Source organism: Vibrio sp. T3Y01 (assembly GCF_013114525.1).
In the GTDB taxonomy this organism is placed as follows: Bacteria; Pseudomonadota; Gammaproteobacteria; order Enterobacterales; family Vibrionaceae; genus Vibrio; species Vibrio chagasii_B.
In genome coordinates this window covers 122,344-148,635 of record NZ_VTXJ01000013.1, presented here as the reverse complement: position 1 = coordinate 148,635, position 26,292 = coordinate 122,344, and the positions used below count along the sequence as shown (strand labels likewise).

Sequence of the window (26,292 nt, the reverse complement as noted above, 5' to 3'; positions counted from 1 at the left end):
GTTATTCCTCATGTCCATCAGAGGTAAAATAAACTTCCCAAGCCATGGAAAGAATATCGAATGTGATAACCGGCGGGAGTTGCTCGAACGAAAGAATATCTTTACTTATACCTACCAGATCTTTCGGCAAGCAGGGGAAAAATGGCACTTTGTATAAAGTGTGCATTTGGGATAAACGCTCAAAGAAACCGTCTTGAAGTTCAACCTCTTTCTCTGCGGCAACATTCATCCACAACGCTTCGTAATCACGCTGCATAAGAGGCTTAAATTCAATTTTGTAACCTAAACGACGCAAAAATGCGGGATCACTGATTTTCTTTGGATTTAAGTTGGTAGAGAAGGCGAGAGTTAAAACAAACGGCATCGTAATTTGCTGACCGTTGGGCAGCGATAGATAATCAAAAGCGTACTCCATCGGCACTATCCATCGATTCAGCAATGTGTCTACAGGCATAGGTTGACGGCCAAGATCGTCTATCACGAAAATTCCATTGTTTGCCATCATCTGTACCGGGGCTAACCAGACTCGACTGTTTTCTGAGTGATTCACCTCAAGCATATCCATGGTGAGCTCACCACCGACCTGGATATTCGGTCTCTCACAGTTAAGCCAGCGCTTATCGTATTGATCTTTTAGCGAGATAGCTTTGGTACTGCCGTTTCTATCTAAAGGTTTATGGTGTTGTGCAGAGAAAACCTTGATAATATTGCCAAGCGCATAGACGGCATAAGGAATAAACACCGAAGTGTGCAAAGCGTTGACAATACGGCTAGCAACAAAGGTTTTACCAGTACCAGCATGCCCATATAACAAAAGGGCTCGCCCTGAGTTTATTGCCGGCCCTAGGACGAAAATCATTTTATCGATGCCATAGACATCACTTAACGCCGCCTCGACATGTGGACGAGTCACGAGCTCAGCCCTAAGGTCTTGCTGCTTGACCACCTCACTATATTGCTCAAGAGAAACTGGGGCTGGACCTAAATAAGCATCACGCTTGAAAGCTAAATCGGCTTCTTCTAGCCCTTTCTCTGAGAGAGAGTAACGAACGTGACTATGTGATGCAGATGAGAGAGAAAGATCTGAGGTAGGTTGAAAAACCTCAATTAGAGATTTTTTCCTCAATACCGCCAAAGCACTTTCCACAATATGAGTCACAACACATATATGGTTGGAAAGTTCTAAAACGTCCGATTTAGGGTATGCAGACAAATGCTTAAGTACGAGATTTTCAATCACGACTTCAGGAATTCCCAACGTATCAAGTGATGTTGGGACAACAGGAGCTGATATTTGCGGTTTTAATGTTGTTGAAGCCGTATGCCCTATAATATCCATTATATTATTCCTCTCCACAAAGCTTACCAACAACAGCTTTAATTAAAATAGCTATACATCGCTAATCCTATGACAACAGAGGGGGCAAAAGGCATTGTCACTTTATTTAAGTATCGATTATGAAAATTAGTACGCTCATCTTTGACTGGTGAAACACCACTCAATAAAATAAGTTTATTTTGGAAATAACCTTTAATGCTGACACTACTTGAGTTAGCGTAGTTATAAAGTAAATAAAAGGGTCCGATCATCCCAGAAGCAAGTAAGATAAAGTACGATGCATCAAGTATTTGTCCCCACCCAAGATACATTCCAACAACGCCCAATAACTTCACATCACCTGCAGACATTGCTCTCATAAAATACAAAAGCAAACCAAACCCAAAAAGTACTGCAAACCCTGCTAATGAAGACAAGAAAAAGCCCAACGTATAATTGCTATCAAACATTGACAAAAAATAAACAAACAAAAGAAGTATCAATATTTTATTAGGTATACGATGCTTTTCAACATCGTATACCGAAACTGCAATTAGCAGTGCCCAAAAAGCAGAAGGCTCATTAATCATATGTTCTATTTATACACTCGATATAATGCTCTGAAACTTACTAAGTAAGGCTGTTGCCATCCCAGAGAAAACTAACCCAACAGCAAGGACAAGCGAGGCCGCACCAATCACGTATTCGACCGTAGTTAACCCCGATTGCCGTCTCAGTTTATTATTGTTCATAGCTTCAACCACTAACCTACATTGGCAACAATAGCGTTTAATTTATTTGCCAGAGTATTACCTAGGCCAGAAAATACAGTTGTTAAGCCTAAAACCAATAATGCTGCACCGATTACATACTCGATTACAGTCAACCCTTCTTCATCTTTCATGAATTCTTTGCAATTATTCAAAAACTTACCCATGACAACCTCTCCTTGATTTTCATAACAGGCTTCGTTTACCTGTAAAGTAAATCTAGAGGTGAGTCACACATTCGGTTAGGATTTTTTTGCCATTTACTTGCACTTTTTTGTTGTACTTCTAATCTCTGTAATAATTCCCTTATTTCTGAATTTTCACATCTGGCCATTTATATATGATACAGGTTTAGTAGAAATGAAATTAATAACACCACTACTATCAGATATAGATAGCGAGTTTAATTCAATTATTATAAATAAAGTTAGTCGTTACTTCCCTGTGGAAAATTTTCAACAAGATATATCAGTTATCAGTAACTTAGATGTAAGAATTGTATTTTTCATTTTAAATAGAGAAAGTGAAATTCAATTACTTACCATGGCATTATCTATTTGTGAAAACCTAAACAAGCGGATAGTTTTAATTTCACCATTTGAGATACCTAATATCATTCGAAATCATAAGAATATATTTTTCATTATAGAAACGAGTAACAATCATCTGACCAGTGCCTTCGAAGAACTAAAGAGTAAAACACAGCATATCTTTGACCCTCACTTCGATCTTGACCGAAAAACGAATAACAACAACCAGCTGTCAGCAAAGCTGTTCACGTCTGAAGTCGTAAACTTTGTAATGGATAATATTAACAAGGAGATAAGAGAAACGGAGATTGCAGAGAAATGTCACTGTTCCACCACCTACTTTTCTAAGAAGTTTCATCTACACTTTGGGGTAAGCTTTCGTGACTTCGTGTGTGATAAACGAATCTTATTAGCCAAGAAGCTAATCGAGGCCGATACCGAATCAAAAATAGCGGTTATCTCTTATCAATGTGGATACAAGGATGTGTCATATTTCTCAAGAATCTTCAAGAAAAGAACTGGCGTAACGCCTGCAAGTTACAGACGAGCCTGCATGGATAACAGAAAACGCTAATTTTACTCCCTAAAAGAAAAAATCATGGTACATTTAACATGATTTTAACAAAAATAACTTAGCGAAAAACATGGAGTTAGACAATGATTCAGCCTAACGAGTTTAGCCAAGAACAAGCAACAGCTCTCCCTACACCTAATGATATGATTCTTAAATGGGCAGAAGAACGTCCAAATGAGGTCTATTTAAAACAAATTATTAACCGCCAGTTTGTCGAGTTCACGTACAAAGAAGTGGCTGATAAAGCACTAAAACTGGCGTCTGCACTAGAGGCACTCGGTGCCGAGCCCGGCGATCGAGTCGCGCTTATTTCTAAAAACTGTGCGGAATGGTTTATCTGTGATCTTGCCATGATGTTAGGAGATTTTGTCAGCGTCCCAATTTTTCCTACCGCAGGTGCAGATACCATCCAATACTGTATCGAGCACAGTGAAAGTAAAATTGTGATTGCAGGTAAACTGGATGACCCTAAGGCAACACAACAAGTACTAGATGACAACACAAGTTTGATTAGTATCTCGCTACCCTACGATACCGCGCCAAAGTGCCAACATACATTTGAACAGCTCATCGAAGCACATGAACCAACCACCAAACGTCCTCAGCATTACGATGATAAGCTTATGTCTCTTGTTTACACATCGGGGACTTCTGGCCTACCAAAAGGCGCAATGCTCACATACGGTGCCTTTACGTGGTCAGTTCAGAGACTGATCGATCATATCGGTATCCAAAAAGATGACCGTCTGTTCTCTTACCTACCACTGGCTCATATTACAGAGCGAGTCTACATCTTTGGTTCTTCAGTCATGGGCGGGGTGGTAACGGCGTTCCCAGAATCTTTAGACACCTTCATTGATGATGTGAAGATGCAGCGTCCTACTCTGTTTATTTCTGTCCCTCGTTTATGGACCCTGTTCCAACAGCGCATCCAAGATAAGCTGCCGCAGAAAAAACTGAACATTCTGCTGAAGATCCCGTTCATTAATAACATCATTAAGAAGAAGCTTGCTGATGGCTTAGGCCTAGATCAAGCTCGCGTTCTAGGCTGTGGCTCCGCACCAGTATCACCAGCGCTACTTGCATGGTATGAAAGCGTTGGTTTACACATTACCGAAGCGTGGGGGATGACTGAGTCTTTTGCTTACAGCACATTAAATTATCCGTTCAGAGCAGATAAGATTGGTACCGTTGGTAATGCTGGTCCTGGCATTGAACTTAAGATTGCCGAAGATGAAGAGATTTTAGTTCGTGGTAAAGGCCTATTCTCTGGTTACTACAAAAATGACATTGCAACGCAAGAGTCATTTAATTCTGAAGGCTGGCTGCACACCGGTGATATTGGTGATATTGATAGCGAAGGCTACCTCACCATTCGAGGGCGTAAAAAAGACACCTTTAAAACTGCGAAAGGTAAGTTTGTCGCGCCAGTGCCAATCGAGAACAAACTCTTTGAGTACAGCCGCGTAGAGATGATGTGTCTGATTGGCCTTGGCTTACCTGGTCCAATTCTGCTTGTTGTCCCACATGACTTCCCTAACTTTGATCGCGCTCGCTACGAGAGAACCACTAAACGAGTGATCGAGAGAATGAATGAGAAGCTCGCGTCTCATGAGAAGATCAAGGGCGTACTGATGATTAAAGAACCATGGAGTATTGAAAATGGTGTGTTAACACCAACACTCAAGATCAAACGCCATGTACTAGAGCAGAAGTACCATGAAGCCGGTCATAACTGGCCGAAAGATAAATTGGTGGTTTGGGAAGAATAATTAAAATCGAAAGGGAGCCATTATGGCTCCTTTTTTGTAAGCTCACATTATAAGTACTTAGTATAATCCGCAGCATCACTACTCTCGTAATCTAAGCCGACATCCTTTCTCATTCGATGACTTAACGATTCCAAGCAAACAACTTGTCTAGATTTATTCGGCTTCCTCACCTTAGTATTATCATTGATTTTAAGTACCTGAGTAACAAATATACCGACCCAGCAGGTTATTGCTTTCATGTTCTCTCTCTTGTATTCCCTGTTTATTTATCGCTATTATGAAAACAACCTGTTCGATAATCGAACAACCATTATTAACAAGAACTATAAGCTGAGATTATGGACAATAGACTGCGTCACCTTTCAGGTCTCCGTTACTTTGAAGTTGCGGCTCGCTTGAGCAATTACAGCAAAGCTGCTGAAGAGCTGTTCGTCACTCAAGCAGCCGTCAGCCAGAAGATTCGACAGTTAGAAGAACAGATTGGATGTAAGCTCTTTATTCGTAAGGGGCGTGCAATGACTTTGACGCATGAAGGGCACACACTTTTTAGACATGTCTCTGATGGATTTCAAGAGGTTCTGCTGGGGTTAAACAAGATCCAATCAGAACCTATTCAAGGGCTGCTTGTTGTTAGAACTCCCCCTTCTTTTGCTTCTCGTTGGTTACTGCCTAGGCTGTGGAAGTTCTCGGTAAAGCACCCAGAAATCCCAATTAAGGTGCTAACAGGGTCTGATACCCCAAATTTAAAACATGGTGAGATTGATGTGGCTATTCTGCAGGGCGAAGATCTATGCGTTGAAGAAGGCTTGATTCTAGAGATGCTAATCAACGAACCGGTTTACCCTTTTTGTTCTCCTGAACTCGCAAACTCTTTGAACTTCACATCACCGGAACAACTCCTCAAATGTTGGCTGATTCAGTTTGATAGCGGTTGTTTCCCGTGGGAGGAATGGTTTAGGCAAGCAAACATATCGACTCAAAGCAGCGCCATTCAGTGGATGGAGGTCGGTACCTTTGATATGGGGTTAACCACGGTCATGGCGGGGCATGGGGTTTGCTTGGCAACAGACAGCTTAGCTGGTGACTTCATCGAACGCGGCTTGCTAGTGAAGCCTTTTGATATTGGCATGACACCTGGTGTTCAAGTAAACCTGTGCTTTGATCCTAACTCCCCGAGAGAAGAGCGTATTACTGCGTTCACCAATTGGTTGCATGAAGAAGTAAACGAGCTATTGGAGAATTAGATCTCACCTACTAATTACTTAAACAAGGAATAGGCTTAAATAAACCATAAACCTAACTCAACATAGAACGGTAACGTAAACCTCTCGACACCGACAAAACTATGTTGAGTTAAAGCAACATCGAGTTAAAAGCTACGTTGCCTTGAATCACTCCCAAAATGACTTCTTCAGTTCTTTCTCGAATTGTTCCGACGTAATACCGATATCTCTCAGTAAATAATCGGGTAGCTCAGACAGTTGCTTTCTGGTTCTACGATTTTGAAAGTACAGGCTTAATTTAGAATAGAATTTCTTAATTGATAATGATGACAAAAATGAATGGTTGGTATTTGCTGTTGCTGTGATCGTATTCATAGCCTTTCTCCTGTTGATCTTTTGCTTTGTTATGGTTAATAATCAACCAACAGAGCAACGTCGACAAACGATAGATACTGGCATTCAGTTAAGGAAAACTAATGTGAGAGAGCGTACCCCACCATTCCAAGGGATCTACTACTTCTATATCGCAGCCGACAAAGGTAGCTTTAAGCTCGCTGCAGAAACCCTGTTTGTTACAGCCGCAGCAGTCAGCCAACAAATTCGCCAACTTGAAGAGTGGTTAGGCGCAGATCTGTTTATTCGCCAACACCGAAAAATAGTCTTAACTCATGAAGGCGAAGTACTGTACCTACAAGCGAAAAAAGGCTTTGCTCACCTTCAAGATGGCGTAAGAAGAATCAACCAAGACCCTAACCCTAATCAGTTATCAATTTCGACCGTTCCATCTTTTGCCCAGCATTGGTTAGTGCCAAGGATTGGGGATTTCAGAGAGCGACATCCAGACCTTTCTATGTTGATTGAGCCGACCAACAAGCTGATCACCTTTGAGGATTCAAGTATTGATATCTGTATACGCTACGGGCACGGTAACTACCCAAACTTAGAGTCGCGCTGGCTAATGGATGAGGTGTTATATCCTGTTTGTCATCCGCTCTATCAAGAGAAGTATGGAATATACAGTGTCGAGGACCTGCACAAAGCCGAGCTAATTGAAGACCGATGGCCCGATATGGATTGGTCAATATGGCTTAATGAAGTAGGCGTTGAAGGCGGTCACACCACGTTGCAGTTTGATGGCTCTCACTTTGTACTAGAAGGTGCACTCTCTGTTCAAGGAGTCGCCTTAGTCAAACACAGCTTAGTGTATCGATACCTGCAAGAAGGGAAGCTAGTTAGAATTGGTAATACAGCGCTAAGACCAAAATACAACTATTTCTTATGTGCGCCGCCTGGATACTTTCATCGCGACAAGATTCAACGCTTCTCCAAATGGATAGAAACGCAGGTCAGTGAGTTTGGTAACAAAGGAAGGGAAATGCTCAACATCGTCGATACCGACTTCTCATTGAAATGGTCGGGAAACTCCGATGGCTAAACTGATATACTGAGAGCAAATAAATGACGAGTAAATCTCATGACACAAGCAAATAACCCACTTCACGGCATCACACTGCAAAAACTGCTAACAGAATTGGTTGAACATTACGGTTGGGAAGAGTTGAGCTACATGGTAAATATCAACTGCTTCAAAAAGGACCCAAGCATCAAATCGAGCTTAAAGTTTCTGCGCAAAACAGAATGGGCACGAACTAAAGTAGAGCAAATCTACATTGATTTAAAGCGTTAGCCTCCCCCCGCTGTATCAGTCCCGTATTGCTGAATACGGGATTCCCCCTGTGTCTACTTTTTAGGGGCTCGTATCTCGTATCTCGTATCTCGTATCTCGTATCTCGTATCTCGTATCTCGTATCTCGTATCTCGTATCTCGTATCTCGTATCTCGTATCTCGTATCTCGTATTATGATTCCCATAAAACAAAAGCCCCGCAAGCTTTCACTTGCGGGGCTTTCTAGTTAATTTAGAAAAGAGCTAATTACTTACCAGCTTCTTTGTCTGCTTTAACTTTAGCGATTACTTCGTCTGCCACGTTTGTTGGACATGGAGAGTACTGTAGGAATTCCATAGAGAATTGACCACGGCCTGAAGTAATAGTACGTAGGTGACCGATGTAACCAAACATTTCTGATAGTGGTACGTCAGCTTTGATACGTACGCCAGTAGCGCCAGCTTGTTGATCTTTGATCATGCCACGACGACGGTTAAGGTCACCGATTACATCACCAACGTGATCTTCTGGAGTGAATACGTCAACGTTCATGATTGGCTCAAGAAGTTGTGCACCCGCTTTAGGCATAGATTGACGGAATGCGCCTTTCGCTGCGATTTCAAATGCGATTGCAGATGAGTCAACTGCGTGGAAGCCACCGTCGAATAGTTCTACTTCAACATCTAGAGTTGGGAAGCCAGCAAGAACACCGTTTTCCATCATAGATGCGAAACCTTTCTCAACTGCAGGCCAGAATTCCTTAGGAACGTTACCGCCAACAACTGAAGAAGAGAACGTGAAGCCAGAACCTGCTTCGCCTGGTTTGATACGGTAATCGATCTTACCGAATTGACCAGAACCACCAGATTGCTTCTTGTGCGTGTAGCTATCTTCAACAGCTTTCGTGATTGTTTCACGGTAAGCTACTTGAGGAGCACCTACTACAAGGTCAACGCCGTATGTACGCTTAAGGATATCTACCTTGATGTCTAGGTGAAGTTCACCCATACCTTTCAGGATAGTTTCGCCAGTTTCTTCGTCAGTCTCAACTTGGAAAGATGGATCTTCTGCAACCATTTTACCGATCGCGATACCCATTTTCTCAGAACCGCCTTTATCTTTTGGAGATACAGCGATAGAGATTACTGGAGTTGGGAAGATCATTGGCTCAAGAGTACATTCGTGCTTCTGATCACATAGAGTGTGACCAGTTTGAACGTTCTTCATACCTACAACAGCGATGATGTCACCAGCTTGTGCAGATGTAAGTTCGTTACGCTCATCAGCTTGCATCTCAACCATACGGCCGATACGCTCAGTTTTACCTGTTGCTGAGTTAAGAATTGTATCACCCTTCTTCATTACACCAGAGTAGATACGGATGAACGTTAGAGCACCGAAACGGTCGTCCATGATCTTAAATGCTAGAGCACGTAGAGGCTCATCTACAGATACTGTTGCAACTTCACCAGTTGGTTCGCCAGTCTCTTTATCAGTTAGAGGCTGAGGATCAACTTCAGTTGGAGCTGGTAGGTAATCTACTACAGCGTCAAGGATAAGTTGCATACCTTTGTTCTTGAATGCAGAACCACAGAACGTAGGGAAGAATGCGATATCACGAGTACCTTTACGGATACAACGCTTGATGTCTTCGATAGAAGGCTCTTCACCTTCCATGTAAGCTTCCATTAGGTCATCGTCTTGCTCTACAGCAGTTTCGATTAGCTCTTCACGGTATTGCTCAACGTCATCAACCATGTCCGCAGGAACATCTTTGATTTCGTAGTTTTCAGGAAGACCAGTGTCATCCCAAACGTATGCTTTACGGCTTAGTAGGTCTACAACACCAACGAATTCATCTTCGCGGCCGATTGGTAGAACCATTACTAGCGGAGTAGCGCCTAGAACGTTCTTAACTTGGTCAACAACGCGGTAGAAGTCAGCACCCATACGGTCTAGTTTGTTAACGAAGATCAGACGAGATACTTCTGATTCGTTAGCGTAGCGCCAGTTAGTTTCTGATTGAGGTTCAACACCACCAGAACCACAGAATACACCGATACCGCCATCAAGTACTTTAAGAGAACGGTATACTTCAACTGTGAAGTCAACGTGTCCAGGAGTATCGATAACGTTTAGACGGTGATCATTCCAGAAACAGCTTACAGCTGCTGATTGGATAGTAATACCGCGCTCAGCTTCCTGTTCCATGAAGTCAGTCGTTGATTCGCCGTCATGTACTTCACCAGTCTTGTGGATTTGACCAGTTAGCTTAAGGATACGCTCAGTGGTAGTTGTTTTACCCGCATCAACGTGCGCGAAAATACCAATGTTTCTGTATTTCGATAAATCTGCCATTGTCTTACTCTGTTAATAGGATATAAAATGCGCGCAGAGTATATCACAATCTGTGAAGACTGATAGCTTTGCATGCATTTGGGACTAAAAAACTTTGCCTTTTCCTAACATTTAGAAAAAGGCACGCTGTAGAAACAATCTAAATGATTGTTAATTATAGTGCTAACCCAAAGCCCAATCGGGGTTCAAGTTAGACTGAATTGCTGCTGTATAGATTAGCTGAAGTGAGTTCAATTACAACTCATCAAAAGCATTAATTGCCTCTGATAGTTTTTTCACTCCGTGGATTTGCATTCCTGGGATACCACCTTTCGGCATATTAGCTGCAGGAACAATTGCTTTCTTAAAGCCGTGTTTAAATGCTTCATTCAAGCGTTCTTGCCCACTAGGTACAGGACGAATCTCACCCGCTAGGCCTACTTCACCAAAAACCACCACATCTTTAGGTAATGCGCGATCTCTGAAACTAGAAAGTAATGCCATGACTAATGCAAGATCAGCACTAGTTTCGGTTACTTTAACACCACCGACGACATTCACAAACACATCTTGGTCAGCCATTTGTAAGCCGCCGTGTTTATGCAGCACTGCAAGTAACAAAGAAAGACGGTTCTGCTCAAGACCAACCGCGACTCGACGAGGGTTTGACAACTGGGAGTAATCCACCAGCGCTTGGATCTCAACAAGCAGTGGTCGGGTACCTTCCCATACCACCATCACTGAACTGCCTGATGTCTCTTCTTCACCACGAGACAAGAATATAGCCGATGGGTTGCTGACTTCTTTTAGGCCTTGACCAGTCATGGCAAACACACCCAGCTCATTCACCGCACCAAAACGGTTTTTGTGGCTGCGTAGCGTTCTGAAACGGCTGTCTGTTCCGCCATCTAACAACACTGAACAGTCAATAATATGCTCAAGCACTTTAGGGCCCGCCAACGTACCATCTTTAGTTACGTGTCCAACGAGAAAGATTGCTACATTATTCTGCTTAGCAAAACGAGTCAGTGCAGTGGCTGACTCACGAACCTGAGCCACACTGCCTGGTGAAGATTGAACATCAGCGACATGCATTACTTGGATCGAGTCGATAACCATGATCTTAGGTTGTTCTTTTTCGGCAACCTGACAAATCTTATCCACGTTCGTTTCTGAGAGCATCTTTAGATGCTCTTTTGGCAATCCAAGTCGAGACGCACGCATCGCGACCTGCTGCAAAGATTCTTCGCCCGTGACATAAAGGGTCGGAAGTTGCGAAGAGAGCAGACACATGGTTTGTAACAATAGTGTCGATTTACCCGCCCCTGGGTTACCACCAATAAGGATCGCAGCACCCGGTACAACACCGCCACCAAGCACGCGGTCGAGCTCTTTAAAGCCACTACTAAAACGAGGCACTTCCTGCAGGTCGATTTCTGACAGTGTTTGAACCGAAGACTCTGTTGCGCTACCAGCATAGCCACTCAATCGTTCATTGCGCGCTACCTGAGGTGAAGCGGCTAACCTAACTTCTGTAATTGTGTTCCAAGCACCACACGCATTGCACTGTCCTTGCCAACGTGGGAAGTCAGCCCCACAGTCATTACACACATAAGCTCGCTTTGCCTTAGCCATAAAACCTCAATAATTTACCCAGTTACACAATGATGTTGTCAATTTGTGACTTATTTGACCGTACGGGTGCAAATAAACGTTGCAGTCATACCACTTATATTTAAAGATCGATTTAAACTAGTCGATAACATAAATGTACCTTCCATTCTAACAAGAAAAGTATGCAGCAATCTGAAATTCTATCTATAGCAGAGCGTCTTATCCCGGCTTATCATGCCGAAGATTTCGAATTCCTTCTTTCTCAAATGACAGAAGGCGAATCACCGTCTCTGAAGCTGCTCGTTAAAATGGAACTGAATCGTATCATGGCTCCATGTACAAAGAGCATTGATTTACGCGGACGTATCGATAATGAGTGTCGTCAGTTCACACTCGATGGCCGTAAACACTGGCTCGACGACATCGCGTTAAATGCCTATCAGCGCGGCACAAAAAAATTCAAAGGCTACACCGAAGGCGCTTGGGAGTTAGTGATGACTCCAAGAACTCAACCTCTGCGTAGTGTTGTTAATAGTGCTTCTCAAAACACCCAAGACATCACCAGTGCCAACAGCCCTTATGAAGCTGAAGCCATTAACCTAGGTTATGACTTAAAGCGTCAAGAGAACCGACTCAAGATAAGCTCACAAGTTGAGGTCACCACTTCAAAAGGACAAAGCCTACACGGTGTCACGGTCGATATCTCTCCTTCAGGCGCAAAATTCAAAGTACCAAGCGTCTTTCGCTATAACCTAGGTGAAATCATCAGCGTTAAGTTTACCGAGCTGGTTGAGAAGTCACTCGAAACCGATGTAAACCAAGCAGTAGAATTTCGTGTGCTCGGGATTGATGAATCCTATGAAAATGACGCGGTTAAATTCCTAAGAACCATCAAGGTAAGCGACAACAATATTGTGGCGCGTTTACTTGATGAGTCTTTAAATAGCACAAGCAAGAAAACCAGCCACGAAAATCAAGATAGAGTTATTCGAACCCGCACTCGAGGTATCGAGCACACCTATCTAAAACACACTTGTAACCTTCCTCTGTTCTTTAGTGGCAGTGAACTCAAGCTTGCACTGCTTACAGATAACAACCATCCGCTATGGCAATACTGGCACGACGAGCGAAACCAACAGGCACTAGGAACTCTGTTCAACGAACAGCGCATGAACTTACTGGCGAAGCCCGGTGTGAAAGGCACCAGCAACGTTATCTATTCGTTTACTCATGAACATCAAAATAAGACGCTGTTCTATTCGATGATGTTACCTGAAGCGACTCGTGAACAAAGACAACTGTTCTGGCACATTGGTGGTAAGCGTAAAAGTTGGAAGGCGTTTAAATTCTCTGTATTCGAATTATCAGAAACGGAGCGACAAGCTTTAGCCAAACATTCAGACACGCTAGCGCAAAGCTCAGCACAACTGACGCATTGCGGTATATTGCAAGAGATTGGCGATCACGAGAGTGCTGCGGATTACTTGTTGAGTGAAAAGCCACGCATTCCAAGCAGTGAACTAAACCGCTTCCGCCACCCACGCACTGTGGTTGGGAACATTCAAAGTATCTATTTTGATTCTCAGACCCGTCGTAAAGAACCGAGATACCAGTTTAAGTCACCGTTGCAACTTACCTCACAAGATGGCGCAGCGGCAAACGGCCACACCTTAGATATCTCGAAACGTGGGTTGAGCATTACTCTTGAACAGCCAATGGTCCTCAAGATCAATGATCCGGTGATCGTGAACTTTAATGAGCTACAGCTTTACGATAAGAATCTGCCATTAAGCACAGTGCCTTATCACGTGATTCGTGTGAGTCCCAATGGCCGAAATGTCCAATTAGTAATTGCTGAGAACGCTAAGACAATGCGTACTATCGCGTTCCTGAATGGGCTTATCGATCAAAACCAAAGCAAGCTGATTAAGAAGAGAGAGATACTGCCAACGAACTCCTTACTTGAGTCACTGCACAATATTTTGTTAAGCAAGATGGTCAGTAGCCCTATCTTTATTGATAAACCAAGTTCAACACTGCGTTGTAAGATCATTGGTGTGAATTTCCCACTCAATAAACACCTGACTTTATTGGCGAAACTTGGACACAACCAAAAGTTCTCACTGGAGCCTATATTTAAAGGCCACACCAATTCGCTGCTGGCTGAGCCCCTAAAGAGAATCGAGGGTGCAGAGCCTAAACACCACGACGTCTATATCGCTGCGGTGAAGTTCGGCGACAAGATCCAATCAGTACATACTAAGTTGGTGAAAGACTTTGCCTCGGCAAAAGAAAGAATCTTATTCATTAAGAAAGCGCAGCACTTAGGTGATGTGTATGTACTTCGCGTTACGACCGCGCCAATCTTCAATCCATTGACCACCTTATTCCAATCGGATTTAGAAGAGCTTGCTCGTATCAGCATGCACCAAGCGAAGAAGCTAGAAAACGAGATCACCGCGTTTATCGGTTATGGTGAGATAGAAGATATTACCGATGAAGTGTTGATCCGATTGGAGCTAACGCGTTAGTCATAATACTCCATCATCTCTAGGTACAATAAAAAAGAAAAGCAGGCTCAGTGCCTGCTTTTGTGTCTTTGTAATATCACACGATTAAATAATCATGCTGTTGTGAACCTTTACGGTTTCGCCTGCCAGCTGATTTTTTGTTGCTTAGCCAACGCGCCAGACAGGATACACAATACCCCACCTAAGCCAGCATAACGCACAGCAGTTTGAGCTTGTTGCTCGACTTTTGGTTTTGCATGGAAGGCAATACCTAAACCAGCAGCGCCCATCATCACCAAGTCATTCGCGCCATCACCAACAGCAACCGTGTTATGTAGCTCCAACTCATACTCTTCAGCCAGTTCGACTAAGATATCGGCTTTGGTTTGCGCCGAAACTACATCACCCAACACTTCCCCTGTCAATTTACCCTTAACGATTTCTAAAGTATTCGACTGGGCATGATCTAAGTCTAGCGTGTCTTTTAAGTAATCAGAGAAGTAAGTAAAGCCACCCGATGCGATAGCGGTTTTCCAACCCAGTTTGTTAAGCGTATTCACCAGTCCAACTAAGTCTGGCATGAAAGGCAGTGATTGGCGCACTTGCTCTAGAATCGACTCATCCGCACCTTTCAGTGCTCCAACTCGTTGACGCAGGCTCTGTTCGAAATCTAACTCTCCTTGCATAGCACGCTCTGTAATTTCAGAGACTAACTCTCCTACTCCAGCGAGCTTGGCTATTTCATCGATACACTCGATTTGAATCGCTGTGGAATCCATATCCATTACGATCAAACCCGGCTTAGATAAGTCTGGAACTTCGCTAAGGCAAGCATAATCAAGCTTCAAAGCCTGTAGGATTTCTTCATGTGCAGGCGTTAGGTTGCCAGACATCAATGCCACTTCGTAATGGCCAACTTTCCACGTATCTAAAACGGTGTTGTAAATGCCAGTGAAAAAGTCGATGTCATCGAAAGATTGCGGTGATAGGTACTCGCCAAATACAATCCAGTTAGCTTTGGCTTTAGCGAGTTGAGAAGCGAAACGAGTCTCGGGGAGTCGAGTTAATAATGTAGTATGCCTTTTTATCGGCAGATATTTCTGAGCGTCCATGTGTATGATTCCTAATTAACTATGCTAAACGTTAACCTATTGCAATTTGAAAACGCAAGTCTCAATATGTCTTAATCATAACATTTGTTTATTTCAGGCCCCGTGAAACATGAATGAATCATTGTTCTCAATACGTAACGCTTTGCGAATGTTAGCCCTCATTTTGTTGGCTACTATGTTCGTCGTTACGATTAAAAATACGGTCGTGATCAGTAAGGGTAACGAGAAGATCCAAGCGAAACAGCTCGAGACACTTACCAAGCTGCTTATCTCTCAAGCTTCCCTTTCAGCCAGCAAAATGATCGCACAACAAGACCAAGAGCGACTGCTTGATCTGACCAATCAGCTATCTCAAGATCGACTGGTGTTTGATACCACCATCTATGATGCAGAAGGCATTCGACTGGCTTCGAGCGAAAAGGCGCTGTCAGTACGCGAGGTCCTCGGCTTAGATACGCCACTTTCAACCGCGAGTATCGGTAGGCAACAACTCGTTGAACCCATTTACTCGAAAGAAAACACCATCATCGGTTTTATCCGCGTCACCTTTGAGACAGGTAAAATGACAGCGATATCGGATCACCACTACCGCAAAAGTGATCGCTACATGATTGGTATGGTATTAATGGGCTTCGTCAGTGGTGTGCTGTTTATTATGTTGATTCGTAGAAGACCAACCAAGTCAGGCGAGAACTTACTTCTGAAGAACGTAAATTCATAAATAGCGCAATTACGTTATCCAATAAAAAGCCCCGACGCTCAGGCAGCAACGGGGCTTTTTGTTATCTGTTACTTTATCAAGCTACAGTGAAGAATAATTACTCTTGGTCACCAAGAAGTACAGAGTCTAACGCAATAACCATCATGTCGTTGAAGGTTGTTTGACGCTCATCTGATGTGGTTTGCTCACCTGTTTTGATGTGATCAGACACGGTACAGATAGTCAGAGCTTTTGCGCCATATTCAGCACACACACCATAGATGCCAGCCGCTTCCATCTCTACACCAACAATGCCGTATTTATCCATCACTTCAAACATTTCAGGATCTGGCGTGTAGAAAAGCTCAGCAGAGAACAAGTTACCGACTTTTACATCAACACCGCGTGCTTTAGCTGCATCTTCTGCCGCGCGAACCATTTTGTAGTCAGCAATAGCGGCAAAGTCATGACCTTTGAAGCGAATACGGTTCACTTTAGAGTCGGTACATGCCCCCATGCCAATCACGACATCGCGCACTTTGATATCTTCGCTCACTGCACCACAGCTGCCGACACGAATGATCTTTTTCACACCAAAGTCTTTAATAAGCTCAGTCGCGTAAATCGAACAAGATGGAATACCCATACCGTGCCCCATTACCGATACCTTACGACCTTTATAAGTACCTGTGTAACCAAACATATTGCGCACGTCACACACCTGAACCACCTCTTCTAAGAAGGTTTCAGCGATGTATTTAGCACGTAGCGGATCGCCAGGCATTAAAACAACATCAGCGAATGCACCCATTTCAGCATTAATATGTGGAGTAGCCATTGAAAATATCCTTAATCTCAAAACAAAAAAGAAAAGAGAGGTCTCCCTCTCTTTTATTCATTACCAATTATAAAAAGCTTTCACCGTATTCCATTGGCGAAGTACCAAAGTAAGACGCCAAGCTTTGGCCGATATCAGCAAACGTATCGCGACGGCCTAAAGAACCAGCTGGAACATTTTTACCGTAAACAATCACAGGGATGTGTTCACGAGTATGGTCTGTACCTGGCCATGTTGGATCACAACCGTGGTCAGCAGTAAGGATAAGTACATCATCCTCTTTCATCATATCGATGATTTCATTGATACGACCATCGAAGTACTCAAGTGCAGCAGCGTAGCCCGCAACATCACGGCGGTGGCCGTAAGCTGAGTCGAAATCAACGAAGTTAGTAAACACAATCGTGTTATCGCCCGCTTCATTGATCGCATCTTTAGTCGCTTCAAATAGCGCAGGAATACCTGTTGCTTTGGTTTTCTGAGTAATACCACAGCCTGCGTAGATATCAGAAATCTTACCGATTGAATGAACGTTACCGCCCTTCTCATCAACAAGCTTCTGTAGGATAGTTGCCGCAGGTGGTTCAACAGAAAGATCACGACGGTTACCAGTACGCTCAAATTGACCTTTACCAGGGCCAACGAACGGACGCGCAATAACACGACCAATGTTGTAGTCTTCTAGCTCTTCACGAGCAATCTGACAAAGGTCTAATAGGTTTTGTAGGCCGAATGTCTCTTCGTGACAAGCGATCTGGAAAACAGAGTCCGCAGAAGTATAGAAGATTGGTAAGCCAGTCTTCATGTGCTCTTCACCTAGGTTATCTAGGATCTCAGTACCTGATGAGTGGCAGTTACCTAGGAAGCCAGACAAGCCTGCACGCTCAAGAATGCGATCAGTCAGCTCTTTAGGGAAGCTGTTCTCTTTGTCGGTGAAGTAGCCCCAATCAAACAGTACCGGTACACCTGCGATTTCCCAGTGACCTGATGGCGTGTCTTTACCAGAAGACAGCTCAGCAGCGTGACCATAAGCGCCAATGATTTCCGCGTCTGCATCCACACCAGGAGCAAAGCGACCTGTAGACTCTTTGTGAGCCATCGCTAAACCTAGCTTAGACAGGTTTGGCAGCGTCAGAGGACCTTGACGATCGGCATTGTCTGCAAGACCTTTATCACAATGGTCTGCGATGTGGCCCATAGTGTCAGAACCTACATCACCGAATTTGTCTGCATCCGCTGTCTCACCGATACCGAATGAATCTAAAACTAAAATAAATGCTCTTTTCATTTTCTTCACCAACTTATTGCTCTTTGCACCAGCGTTTTGATTATCGGTATACACGAGGTATACCGATAACGGTTATTTACACGTCTTCAGAACGAATCTGACGGTAAACGTCTGGTGTTGCTGTATATTCTCCGCCCACAGTGATTGCATTTTGTAATGCCGTTGCAGCTTCTTGCCACTGTTGTTCGTTGCGAGCATGAATCATTGCTAATGGTTTCTCATCGCTTGCCACTTCGCCAAGACGAATGAAGCTATCGAAACCGACTGCGTAATCAATGCTGTCCGTTGCTACGCGGCGACCACCGCCCATACCAACGACAGCCATACCAATTGCACGAGTATCCATTGCTGATACCACACCGCTTTCTAGCGCGTACACTGGTTTAATAATTTCTGCTTTTTCTAGGTAGTTATCGTAGTTTTCTACGAAGTCTGCTGGACCACCAAGGCCCGCTACCATTTTACCAAAGCACTCTGCTGCTTTACCGTTATCCAGTACTGCCATCAGTTTTTCGCGCGCTTCTTCTGAATCTTTTGCAAGGTTACCCAACACTAGCATTTCAGCACACGATGCCATCGTAATTTCTAGCAAACGTGGGTTACGGTATTCACCCGTTAGGAATTGAACCGCTTCGCGAACTTCTACTGCGTTACCCGCCGAAGAAGCCAAAACTTGGTTCATATCCGTTAGGATTGCTGTAGTCTTGGTGCCTGCACCGTTTGCTACTGCTACGATAGATTTCGCTAGCTCTTCAGAGGCTTCGTAAGTCGGCATAAATGCGCCTGAACCTACTTTTACATCCATTACTAGAGAATCTAGGCCAGCCGCCAGTTTCTTAGATAGGATTGAAGCCGTGATTAGCGAGATGTTATCGACTGTTGCTGTGATATCACGCGTCGCGTAAACACGCTTATCAGCTGGCGCTAAGTCGCCCGTTTGACCGATGATAGCAACGCTCGCCTCTTTGGTTACTTCACCAAACACTTCATTGGTTGGTGTAATGTTGTAACCAGGGATAGATTCTAGCTTGTCTAGGGTACCGCCAGTGTGGCCTAAGCCACGACCAGAGATCATTGGAACGAAACCGCCACATGCTGCCACCATAGGGCCAAGCATCAGAGAAGTAACGTCACCAACACCACCAGTAGAGTGCTTATCAACGATTGGGCCATCAAAATTCATGTGGCTCCAGTCAATCACCATGCCTGAGTCGCGCATTGCACATGTTAGTGCGATACGTTCTGGCATTGTCATTTCGTTGAAGAAGATAGCCATTGCGAATGCTGCAATTTGGCCTTCAGAAACCGTGTTTTTAGCGACGCCTTGAATGAAGAAGTTAATTTCTTCGGCTGTTAAGACTTCACCGTCACGTTTTCTGCGAATAATTTCTTGAGGTAGATACATTAGTGCCTCCCAAACTCTAGTGAGTATGGTTTGTAGGGAAAGAGGTAATATGGAGTGACTTAACGCCACTCCATCAAACAGACTTTTAAAGGATTAGTATGCTGCTGGATCAGCAGTTTCGTCTGTCACTTCTAATGTATTAAGAAGGTTAGTTAGTAGGCTTGAAGCACCAAAGCGGTAGTGCATGTTGTCTGCCCACTCAGCACCTAGTAGCTCATCAGCCATCGCTAGGTATTGTGCTGCATCTTCAGCGGTACGTACGCCACCTGCTGGTTTGAAACCAACAGTTTTAGCAACGCCCATGTCACGGATAACTTCTAGCATCATGCGTGCGTACTCTGGAGTCGCGTTTACTGGCACTTTACCTGTTGAAGTTTTGATGAAGTCAGCGCCAGCTTTGATACAAATCTCAGATGCTTTCTTGATCAGTGCTTCTTCTTTTAGCTCACCAGTTTCGATGATTACTTTCAGTGTGATGTCGCCACATGCTTCTTTACACTGTTTAACTAGCTCGAAACCTACTTCTTCATTGCCAGCGATTAGAGCGCGGTATGGGAATACTACGTCGACTTCGTCTGCACCGTATGCTACTGCTGCTTTTGTTTCAGCAACTGCGATCTCGATGTCATCATTACCATGAGGGAAGTTAGTTACAGTCGCAATACGTACTTCTGGAGTACCTTGCTCACGCAACGCTTTCTTAGCTGCTGGGATAAAGCGAGGGTAAATACAGATTGCAGCAGTGTTGCCTACTGCAGTCTTCGCGTCGTGACAAAGCGCCACTACTTTCTCAGTAGTATCGTCGTCATTTAGCGTAGTTAGGTCCATAAGTTTAAGTGCACGTAGAGCTGCTGCTTTTAAATCGCTCATTTCTATCTCCGATCAATATATTCAAATAGTTAACTACTTCGCCCTCCATCCAGTATAGATGGATATTTTAGTAATGCTCAGTAGTCACAAATGAACGGACTTGGTTCCCTGAAGACTTGATAACTTTCGTTACCAATTGCAATCCTTGTCACCGCACAGTACCAGTTTGGTCTATGGCACAACAAATCAGTCATGTTGTGTCTAACATCTATAGCGTATCGCTAAGTTTGGCTTAATCCCAGAAGAATAACCACGGACGAATCCAAGCGGTTACTTTCTTGCCAACAAGAGACATCCTATCCCTTGAGCCTATACATTATAGGTATCCATTAATAAATTGTAGTGCTCCTTAGAACGCAAACGGTTTGTATCTCAAAAAAACATTTTAGACCCACCATCGAATCGAACTCATGTTCAGAATCAATAGGCCTAAAAACAAAAAAGCCCCGCAGCAATTTCTTGCTACGGGGCGATATTAAAGTGGCGTCTATATATCTAAATCTACTTGATTAGAAAGATAGGAAGAAGCCAGCAATTGTTGCTGCCATCAGGTTAGATAGAGTACCAGCTACAACCGCTTTAACACCCATACGTGCGATGTCTTGGCGACGGCTTGGTGCAATACCACCTAGGCCACCTAGTAGAATCGCAATAGAAGAAAGGTTTGCGAAACCACATAGTGCGAATGCGATGATAGCTTGAGTCTTCTCAGACATCACTTGACCAGTCGCTGCAACAACTTGAGCGTTTTCACCAACGTATGGTACGAAGTTTAGGTATGCAACGAATTCGTTAACAACTGTCTTCTGACCAATGAAAGAACCAGCAATAGTTGCTTCTTCCCATGGAACACCAATGATGAATGCTAGCGGTGCGAAGATCCAACCTAGAAGAAGTTCTAGAGTTAGGTTTTCCATACCGAACCAACCACCGATGCCACCTAGGATACCGTTGATTAGAGCAATTAGACCGATGAATGCTAGTAGCATTGCACCAACGTTAAGAGCTAGTTGTAGACCAACTGACGCGCCGCCTGCTGCTGCGTCGATAACGTTAGCTGGCTTATCGTCGCCGCCGTCGATGTCGTCAGCGATGTTATCGTCTGGCGTATCTGTTTCAGGCTTGATGATTTTAGCGAATAATAGACCACCAGGTGCTGCCATGAATGACGCTGCAACTAGGTACTCTAGAGGAACACCCATAGATGCGTAACCCGCTAGTACACCACCAGCTACAGATGCTAGACCACCACACATTACTGCGAATAGTTCAGAGTTAGTCATCTTAGGAACAAATGGGCGAACAACTAGAGGTGCTTCTGTTTGACCAACGAAGATGTTTGCTGCTGCAGACATTGACTCGGCGCGAGAAGTACCTAGAGCTTTCTGAAGGCCACCACCAAGAACTTTGATTACTAGCTGCATTACACCAATGTAGTAAAGTACAGAGATAAGTGCAGAGAAGAAGATCAGTGTTGGTAGAACTTGGAAAGCAAAGATGAAACCGATACCGTCAACAGAGAAGTTAACTAGGCTGCCGAATAGGAAACCAGTACCGTCTTTACCGTAGTCGATTACGTTTGCTACACCAGCAGAGAAACCTGCAAGCAAATCACGACCCCAAGGGATGTAAAGTACGAATGCACCAAGTGCGAATTGGATAGCGAATGCGCCACCCACTGTTCTGATATTAATAGCTTTGCGGTTGTCAGATAGTAGTACTGCGATTGCAATCAGTACAACCATGCCGACTAGGCTCATAAACAGGCTCATAGTTTATGACTTCCTTATTAGTTATTTATTGGCGTGTTACAAAATGGGGCTATAAAGCGGGGGCAATTATACTCATGCGACCACTAATAAAGTAATGCCGCCCTCACACTTTCGTAGAAGATTCATGTACCATTCACACACAAATGTGACTCAAATCACAATGGAGATGCAATTTACGCAAACGATAAACAAAAACATTAGATTTTATTCACATATACCGAATGCGCGATGGCTATTTTGCCAAATTTGCGTTGCAATCGATTGCCTTGACTCTTTTCTAAGCAAAAAAAGTTCATTTGATATCGTAACTAAATGTTTGGAATGATTAACATTTCCTTGGTTTCCATAGGTTGGCATATCCGGAGCATCGGTCTCTAACACCAAGCTCTCAAGCGGTAATTTAGCGATGGTTGTGCGTGTTTTTTGCGCTCTTGGGTAAGTTATCGTTCCACCGACACCAATATAGAAACCAAGCTTGATCCACACCAAAGCTTGCTGTTCACTTCCTGAAAAACCGTGAATTACCCCACCTAAAGTAAACTTGTGCTGCTTTATTAATTGAATAAGACGGTTGTAAGACTTCCTTTCATGGATAATCAGAGGCAAATTAAACGCCTTGGCAAGCTCCATTTGTTGGATGAAAAAGCGCTCTTGTTTCTCCTGTTCCACATCCACAAAAAAGTCCAGCCCACACTCACCAATGGCTACACACTGGCGTGTTTTTGAAGCGAGTAATTGATTAAGTTCCTCAAATTGCGCCGCATCCGCTTGCTCTAAAAAGTAAGGATGGAAGCCTAATGCGTAGTAAACATTGGGGTGAGATTGTGCGATCTTTTCAAGCTTATGCCAGTTGTTTTGACCTATAGAAGGGATGAGTAACTTCTCAACTTGAGCCTGTTTTGCCTCTTTGATATACCCATCAACGCTCTGCTCATGGGAAAAACCTTGCTCAAACGCCTCAAAGTCCGCGTGGCAATGGGTATCAAATAGCGGAAAATCACTTGTTTGCTGTGTCATCTTTTCCACTCTCAACTTGCTGCCCTTGAGGATCTCGACGATAAGGAACACAACTACGCTTGTTTTCAGGTGTCAATCCAAGCTCTTCACACCACTTATCGTATTTCCTACCCCAAGCTTTTATCCAACCCAACATATTTACCTCAAGCTTATTGTCTAAAATGGCACGCATTAAAAAACGCCTATTGCAGAACAATAGACGTTTCTGTTTAACTCGAATAGAGATCGAAGAAATTAGTGCTCGCGTGTCGCTCGGAACTTAACGTCAGGGAAACGTTCTGAAGCTAGGTTCAGGTTCACCATCGTTGGTGCGATGTAAGACAGGTTATCACCACCATCTAGCGCCAGGTTAGATTGGTTCTTACGTTTGAACTCTTCCAGTTTCTTAGCGTCATCACACTCAACCCAACGAGCTGTTGCAACGTTAACACCTTCGTAGATAGCTTCTACGTTGTATTCTGCTTTCAAGCGCGCTACAACCACGTCGAACTGAAGTACACCAACCGCACCAACGATCAGGTCGTTGTTCTGCATAGGGCGGAATACTTGCACTGCGCCCTCTTCTGAAAGCTGAACCAAGCCTTTTAGAAGTTGCTTCTGCTTCAGAGGATCGCGTAGACGAATACGGCGGAATAGCTCAGGCGCAAAGTTTGGAATACCAGAGAACTTCAGGTTCTCACCTTGAGTAAAGGTATCACCAATCTGAATTGTGCCGTGGTTGTGTAGACCGATAATGTCACCTGCATACGCTTTTTCAGCACGTGCACGGTCGCCCGCCATGAAAGTTACCGCATCAGAAATGCTGACGTTCTTACCGGTACGAACATGGTTCATCTTCATACCTTGGCTGTAAGTACCAGATACGATACGCATGAAAGCGATACGGTCACGGTGTTTAGGGTCCATGTTTGCTTGGATCTTAAATACGAAACCAGAGAACTTCTCTTCTGTCGCAACAACATCACGCTCGTTAGCTTGACGAGTTTGCGGTGCTGGAGCCCACTTCGTTAAGCCATCAAGCATATGGTCAACACCAAAGTTACCCAGTGCGGTACCGAAGTAAACAGGTGTTAGCTCACCAGCAAGGAACAGATCTTGATCAAACTCAGGACAAGCACCGATAACAAGCTCTAGCTCTTCACGTACGCTTTCCGCTAGATCAGCACCTACCGCTTCATCTAGATCAGGATTATCTAAACCTTTGATGATACGAACTTCTTGGATCTCGTGGCCGTGGCCAGATTCGTACAAGATCGTTTCGTCACGGTGAATGTGGTAAACACCTTTAAACTCTTTACCACAACCAATTGGCCATGAAATTGGAGCACAAGCCATACCTAGCTCGCTTTCTACTTCATCAAGCACTTCCATTGGGTCACGAACGTCACGGTCAAGTTTGTTCATAAACGTTACGATTGGTGTATCACGCAGACGCGTTACTTCCATCAGTTTACGAGTACGATCCTCGACACCTTTCGCAGCATCGATAACCATCAAACAAGAGTCAACCGCCGTTAATGTACGGTACGTATCTTCCGAGAAATCTTCGTGTCCTGGAGTATCGAGTAGGTTTACTAGGCAATCATTGTATGGGAATTGCATTACCGACGTAGTTACCGAGATACCACGTTCTTTTTCCATCTCCATCCAGTCAGATTTAGCGTGCTGGTTAGAGCCACGGCCTTTTACGGTACCCGCTTTCTGAATCGCGTTTCCGAATAAAAGAACTTTTTCAGTAATCGTGGTTTTACCCGCATCCGGGTGAGAGATAATTGCAAACGTTCTACGTTTGCTCACTTCTTGTTGGAAAGACATAGTCGCCCTTTGCTGATCTAAAGCGTAAAAAGGGCAAGTAGATAATACTTGCCCTTGAATTCTGTGTGCGGATTATACAGAAAGCGTGTCACTTTCTAAAGGGTCAGTTTGCACCCTATTTTGCCGCTTATTCTCTGCTTAGCGAAAAGCGACAAGATGGCTAGTTAAAAGACATAAAAAGATAGCTCATAATGATGGCGTCTTCTTGTCCTTGCTTGGTTGGGTAATAGTTACGACGGCGGTCCACCTCATTAAAGCCAACCTTTTCGTAAAGATTAAACGCGTTCACATTACTTTCGCGAACCTCTAACCACGCGCTTTCTGCGTTAGCTTGTTCACACATATCTAGGAAGTGCTCAGTCAGCGCTTTACCGTAGCCTTTGCCTTGTTGGCTTGGATCCACAGCAATATTTAATAGCGTTACTTCACCAACGATATTCTGCGCGAAGAAGTAGCCGACGACTCGCCCATCGACTTCAAGAACATGATGACAAGCGCCTCGACTATCTAGATCTCGGATCATATTTTCTGACCATGGATGAAAGTGCGCAGCCTGTTCTATCTGCCAAATAGCGTCTAGATGATGTGATGAAGTCGGTAAAAATTGATTAGTCATATGCACAAATTTGTTGCCATAAGTCACGGCGATGTTGGTTATTGCCATTGATGTCGGACAACAATGGGGATTGCAGTGTTTTAGCTTTAATCTCTTGAGTCGATTCACAACCAGCAAACCACACCCATTCAACATCACCAAGTTCGATAGAGGTTAGGTGTTGAGGCTGAATATGTAGTGCCTGAGATAAATCAAGCTTGATACTTTTCAGCACACGCTCAAACATCACTGCGAGCTCGCCCTGAGGTTTATCAGGCGAAACCAACAGTAACTTGCAATCGCTCGCTAGCGGAGTCAGTTTTGATTCATAACCCGCCAAACGTTCTGGATGACTAAGCTCCCATTGGCTTATGCCCATCTCTTGCAGGTACTGTGCGTGTGTTTGTGACATATCTAGGGTTATAACCTTAGGTTGGTGGTCGGCGGTTTGTTTGAACGAACTTCAAAACCGCTTATGAGAGTTGGGCTGATACTAACAAAAAATAAAGGAGCATCAAGCTCCTTTATTTAGACTAAATCAGTTTGCATCATATTGCGTGAGAAGT

General features: G+C 43.9%; 24 protein-coding genes. 7 read left to right on the top strand and 17 right to left on the bottom strand.

Going from position 1 to position 26,292, the window contains the following annotated elements:
- Position 1: 1 nt before the first annotated feature.
- From F0232_RS15465 to F0232_RS15455, 3 genes are all read right to left on the bottom strand, one after another.
- A complete protein-coding gene (locus F0232_RS15465) occupies positions 2 to 1,339 on the bottom strand; it encodes an AAA family ATPase (protein ID WP_171750856.1) in 1,338 nt (445 codons plus the stop codon).
- Between the two features lie 38 nt (positions 1,340 to 1,377).
- Positions 1,378 to 1,908, bottom strand: a complete 531-nt coding sequence (locus tag F0232_RS15460) for a prepilin peptidase (RefSeq protein WP_105057541.1) — start codon at positions 1,906 to 1,908, stop codon at positions 1,378 to 1,380.
- A gap of 173 nt (positions 1,909 to 2,081) precedes the next feature.
- Positions 2,082 to 2,255 carry a Flp family type IVb pilin gene (locus tag F0232_RS15455; protein WP_061032533.1) on the bottom strand — a complete coding sequence of 58 codons (174 nt, stop codon included), beginning with the start codon at positions 2,253 to 2,255 and terminating at the stop codon, positions 2,082 to 2,084.
- Positions 2,256 to 2,448: 193 nt separating this feature from the next.
- Here F0232_RS15455 and F0232_RS15450 point away from each other — a divergent pair, with 193 nt between their 5' ends.
- From F0232_RS15450 to F0232_RS15440, 3 genes are all read left to right on the top strand, one after another.
- Entirely contained in the window at positions 2,449 to 3,192 is a 744-nt protein-coding gene (locus F0232_RS15450) for an AraC family transcriptional regulator (protein WP_105057542.1), read from the top strand.
- 83 nt (positions 3,193 to 3,275) lie between these two features.
- Positions 3,276 to 4,964 (top strand): AMP-binding protein, encoded by a 1,689-nt coding sequence (locus F0232_RS15445; protein ID WP_061032531.1) that lies wholly within the window; start codon positions 3,276 to 3,278, stop codon positions 4,962 to 4,964.
- A gap of 338 nt (positions 4,965 to 5,302) precedes the next feature.
- On the top strand, positions 5,303 to 6,208 hold the full coding sequence (locus tag F0232_RS15440; protein WP_105057544.1) for a LysR substrate-binding domain-containing protein: 906 nt from the start codon (positions 5,303 to 5,305) through the stop codon (positions 6,206 to 6,208).
- Between the two features lie 147 nt (positions 6,209 to 6,355).
- Here the strand turns inward: F0232_RS15440 and F0232_RS15435 are convergent, their stop codons facing one another.
- Positions 6,356 to 6,562: a DUF1127 domain-containing protein gene (locus F0232_RS15435; RefSeq protein WP_105057545.1), complete on the bottom strand. Its 207-nt coding sequence runs from the start codon at positions 6,560 to 6,562 to the stop codon at positions 6,356 to 6,358.
- A 103-nt stretch (positions 6,563 to 6,665) separates the two neighbouring features.
- Here F0232_RS15435 and F0232_RS15430 point away from each other — a divergent pair, with 103 nt between their 5' ends.
- Both F0232_RS15430 and F0232_RS15425 read left to right on the top strand, forming a co-directional pair.
- The gene (locus F0232_RS15430; protein WP_061032528.1) at positions 6,666 to 7,622 is read left to right on the top strand and encodes a LysR substrate-binding domain-containing protein; all 957 of its coding nucleotides are present in this window, start codon (positions 6,666 to 6,668) and stop codon (positions 7,620 to 7,622) included.
- Between the two features lie 39 nt (positions 7,623 to 7,661).
- A complete protein-coding gene (locus F0232_RS15425) occupies positions 7,662 to 7,874 on the top strand; it encodes a VF530 family DNA-binding protein (protein WP_004740608.1) in 213 nt (70 codons plus the stop codon).
- A 246-nt stretch (positions 7,875 to 8,120) separates the two neighbouring features.
- On the opposite strand, the gene fusA is transcribed toward F0232_RS15425, so the two are convergent.
- Together fusA and radA are read right to left on the bottom strand one after the other, a co-directional pair.
- Positions 8,121 to 10,211, bottom strand: coding sequence for an elongation factor G (gene fusA, locus F0232_RS15420; RefSeq protein WP_008218763.1), 2,091 nt, complete (start codon positions 10,209 to 10,211; stop codon positions 8,121 to 8,123).
- 234 nt (positions 10,212 to 10,445) lie between these two features.
- Complete coding sequence (gene radA / locus F0232_RS15415; protein ID WP_105057546.1) at positions 10,446 to 11,825, bottom strand: DNA repair protein RadA; 1,380 nt, start codon at positions 11,823 to 11,825, stop codon at positions 10,446 to 10,448.
- A 161-nt stretch (positions 11,826 to 11,986) separates the two neighbouring features.
- Here radA and F0232_RS15410 point away from each other — a divergent pair, with 161 nt between their 5' ends.
- Positions 11,987 to 14,335, top strand: coding sequence for a PilZ domain-containing protein (locus F0232_RS15410; protein ID WP_105057547.1), 2,349 nt, complete (start codon positions 11,987 to 11,989; stop codon positions 14,333 to 14,335).
- Between the two features lie 110 nt (positions 14,336 to 14,445).
- Here the strand turns inward: F0232_RS15410 and serB are convergent, their stop codons facing one another.
- Positions 14,446 to 15,426, bottom strand: a complete 981-nt coding sequence (gene serB / locus F0232_RS15405) for a phosphoserine phosphatase (RefSeq protein WP_105057548.1) — start codon at positions 15,424 to 15,426, stop codon at positions 14,446 to 14,448.
- A 109-nt stretch (positions 15,427 to 15,535) separates the two neighbouring features.
- On the opposite strand from serB, the gene F0232_RS15400 reads away from it, so the two are divergent.
- Positions 15,536 to 16,147, top strand: a complete 612-nt coding sequence (locus F0232_RS15400) for a YtjB family periplasmic protein (RefSeq protein WP_080566560.1) — start codon at positions 15,536 to 15,538, stop codon at positions 16,145 to 16,147.
- 97 nt (positions 16,148 to 16,244) lie between these two features.
- Here the strand turns inward: F0232_RS15400 and deoD are convergent, their stop codons facing one another.
- From deoD to F0232_RS15350, 10 genes are all read right to left on the bottom strand, one after another.
- The gene (deoD, locus tag F0232_RS15395) at positions 16,245 to 16,964 is read right to left on the bottom strand and encodes a purine-nucleoside phosphorylase (protein WP_061032524.1); all 720 of its coding nucleotides are present in this window, start codon (positions 16,962 to 16,964) and stop codon (positions 16,245 to 16,247) included.
- A 67-nt stretch (positions 16,965 to 17,031) separates the two neighbouring features.
- A complete protein-coding gene (locus tag F0232_RS15390) occupies positions 17,032 to 18,252 on the bottom strand; it encodes a phosphopentomutase (RefSeq protein ID WP_105057863.1) in 1,221 nt (406 codons plus the stop codon).
- Positions 18,253 to 18,328: 76 nt separating this feature from the next.
- Positions 18,329 to 19,657, bottom strand: a complete 1,329-nt coding sequence (gene deoA, locus F0232_RS15385) for a thymidine phosphorylase (protein WP_171750855.1) — start codon at positions 19,655 to 19,657, stop codon at positions 18,329 to 18,331.
- A 93-nt stretch (positions 19,658 to 19,750) separates the two neighbouring features.
- On the bottom strand, positions 19,751 to 20,527 hold the full coding sequence (gene deoC, locus F0232_RS15380; protein WP_008218778.1) for a deoxyribose-phosphate aldolase: 777 nt from the start codon (positions 20,525 to 20,527) through the stop codon (positions 19,751 to 19,753).
- 509 nt (positions 20,528 to 21,036) lie between these two features.
- A complete protein-coding gene (locus tag F0232_RS15375; protein ID WP_061032521.1) occupies positions 21,037 to 22,299 on the bottom strand; it encodes a NupC/NupG family nucleoside CNT transporter in 1,263 nt (420 codons plus the stop codon).
- 204 nt (positions 22,300 to 22,503) lie between these two features.
- A complete protein-coding gene (locus tag F0232_RS15370) occupies positions 22,504 to 23,316 on the bottom strand; it encodes a TatD family hydrolase (protein WP_061032520.1) in 813 nt (270 codons plus the stop codon).
- Positions 23,297 to 23,452: a DUF5363 family protein gene (locus F0232_RS15365; RefSeq protein ID WP_171731593.1), complete on the bottom strand. Its 156-nt coding sequence runs from the start codon at positions 23,450 to 23,452 to the stop codon at positions 23,297 to 23,299. The genes F0232_RS15370 and F0232_RS15365 overlap by 20 nt, the downstream gene beginning before the upstream one ends.
- A 98-nt stretch (positions 23,453 to 23,550) precedes the next feature.
- Positions 23,551 to 25,131 (bottom strand): peptide chain release factor 3, encoded by a 1,581-nt coding sequence (prfC, locus tag F0232_RS15360; protein ID WP_061032518.1) that lies wholly within the window; start codon positions 25,129 to 25,131, stop codon positions 23,551 to 23,553.
- A gap of 160 nt (positions 25,132 to 25,291) precedes the next feature.
- Positions 25,292 to 25,747, bottom strand: coding sequence for a ribosomal protein S18-alanine N-acetyltransferase (gene rimI, locus F0232_RS15355; RefSeq protein ID WP_061032517.1), 456 nt, complete (start codon positions 25,745 to 25,747; stop codon positions 25,292 to 25,294).
- A complete protein-coding gene (locus F0232_RS15350; RefSeq protein ID WP_061032516.1) occupies positions 25,740 to 26,138 on the bottom strand; it encodes a DNA polymerase III subunit psi in 399 nt (132 codons plus the stop codon). Before F0232_RS15350 ends, rimI begins: the two co-directional genes overlap by 8 nt.
- Between the last annotated feature and the right edge of the window lie 154 nt (positions 26,139 to 26,292).

What these genes read in the sequence shown, in the direction of transcription:
- F0232_RS15465 (WP_171750856.1), bottom strand. Translation starts at nt 1,339, where the DNA reads ATGGATATTATAGGGCATACGGCTTCAACAACATTAAAACCGCAAATA.
- F0232_RS15460 (WP_105057541.1), bottom strand. Translation starts at nt 1,908, where the DNA reads ATGATTAATGAGCCTTCTGCTTTTTGGGCACTGCTAATTGCAGTTTCG.
- F0232_RS15455 (WP_061032533.1), bottom strand. Translation starts at nt 2,255, where the DNA reads ATGGGTAAGTTTTTGAATAATTGCAAAGAATTCATGAAAGATGAAGAA.
- F0232_RS15450 (WP_105057542.1), top strand. Translation starts at nt 2,449, where the DNA reads ATGAAATTAATAACACCACTACTATCAGATATAGATAGCGAGTTTAAT.
- F0232_RS15445 (WP_061032531.1), top strand. Translation starts at nt 3,276, where the DNA reads ATGATTCAGCCTAACGAGTTTAGCCAAGAACAAGCAACAGCTCTCCCT.
- F0232_RS15440 (WP_105057544.1), top strand. Translation starts at nt 5,303, where the DNA reads ATGGACAATAGACTGCGTCACCTTTCAGGTCTCCGTTACTTTGAAGTT.
- F0232_RS15435 (WP_105057545.1), bottom strand. Translation starts at nt 6,562, where the DNA reads ATGAATACGATCACAGCAACAGCAAATACCAACCATTCATTTTTGTCA.
- F0232_RS15425 (WP_004740608.1), top strand. Translation starts at nt 7,662, where the DNA reads ATGACACAAGCAAATAACCCACTTCACGGCATCACACTGCAAAAACTG.
- fusA (WP_008218763.1), bottom strand. Translation starts at nt 10,211, where the DNA reads ATGGCAGATTTATCGAAATACAGAAACATTGGTATTTTCGCGCACGTT.
- radA (WP_105057546.1), bottom strand. Translation starts at nt 11,825, where the DNA reads ATGGCTAAGGCAAAGCGAGCTTATGTGTGTAATGACTGTGGGGCTGAC.
- F0232_RS15410 (WP_105057547.1), top strand. Translation starts at nt 11,987, where the DNA reads ATGCAGCAATCTGAAATTCTATCTATAGCAGAGCGTCTTATCCCGGCT.
- serB (WP_105057548.1), bottom strand. Translation starts at nt 15,426, where the DNA reads ATGGACGCTCAGAAATATCTGCCGATAAAAAGGCATACTACATTATTA.
- F0232_RS15400 (WP_080566560.1), top strand. Translation starts at nt 15,536, where the DNA reads ATGAATGAATCATTGTTCTCAATACGTAACGCTTTGCGAATGTTAGCC.
- deoD (WP_061032524.1), bottom strand. Translation starts at nt 16,964, where the DNA reads ATGGCTACTCCACATATTAATGCTGAAATGGGTGCATTCGCTGATGTT.
- F0232_RS15390 (WP_105057863.1), bottom strand. Translation starts at nt 18,252, where the DNA reads ATGAAAAGAGCATTTATTTTAGTTTTAGATTCATTCGGTATCGGTGAG.
- deoA (WP_171750855.1), bottom strand. Translation starts at nt 19,657, where the DNA reads ATGTATCTACCTCAAGAAATTATTCGCAGAAAACGTGACGGTGAAGTC.
- deoC (WP_008218778.1), bottom strand. Translation starts at nt 20,527, where the DNA reads ATGAGCGATTTAAAAGCAGCAGCTCTACGTGCACTTAAACTTATGGAC.
- F0232_RS15375 (WP_061032521.1), bottom strand. Translation starts at nt 22,299, where the DNA reads ATGAGCCTGTTTATGAGCCTAGTCGGCATGGTTGTACTGATTGCAATC.
- F0232_RS15370 (WP_061032520.1), bottom strand. Translation starts at nt 23,316, where the DNA reads ATGACACAGCAAACAAGTGATTTTCCGCTATTTGATACCCATTGCCAC.
- F0232_RS15365 (WP_171731593.1), bottom strand. Translation starts at nt 23,452, where the DNA reads ATGTTGGGTTGGATAAAAGCTTGGGGTAGGAAATACGATAAGTGGTGT.
- prfC (WP_061032518.1), bottom strand. Translation starts at nt 25,131, where the DNA reads ATGTCTTTCCAACAAGAAGTGAGCAAACGTAGAACGTTTGCAATTATC.
- rimI (WP_061032517.1), bottom strand. Translation starts at nt 25,747, where the DNA reads ATGACTAATCAATTTTTACCGACTTCATCACATCATCTAGACGCTATT.
- F0232_RS15350 (WP_061032516.1), bottom strand. Translation starts at nt 26,138, where the DNA reads ATGTCACAAACACACGCACAGTACCTGCAAGAGATGGGCATAAGCCAA.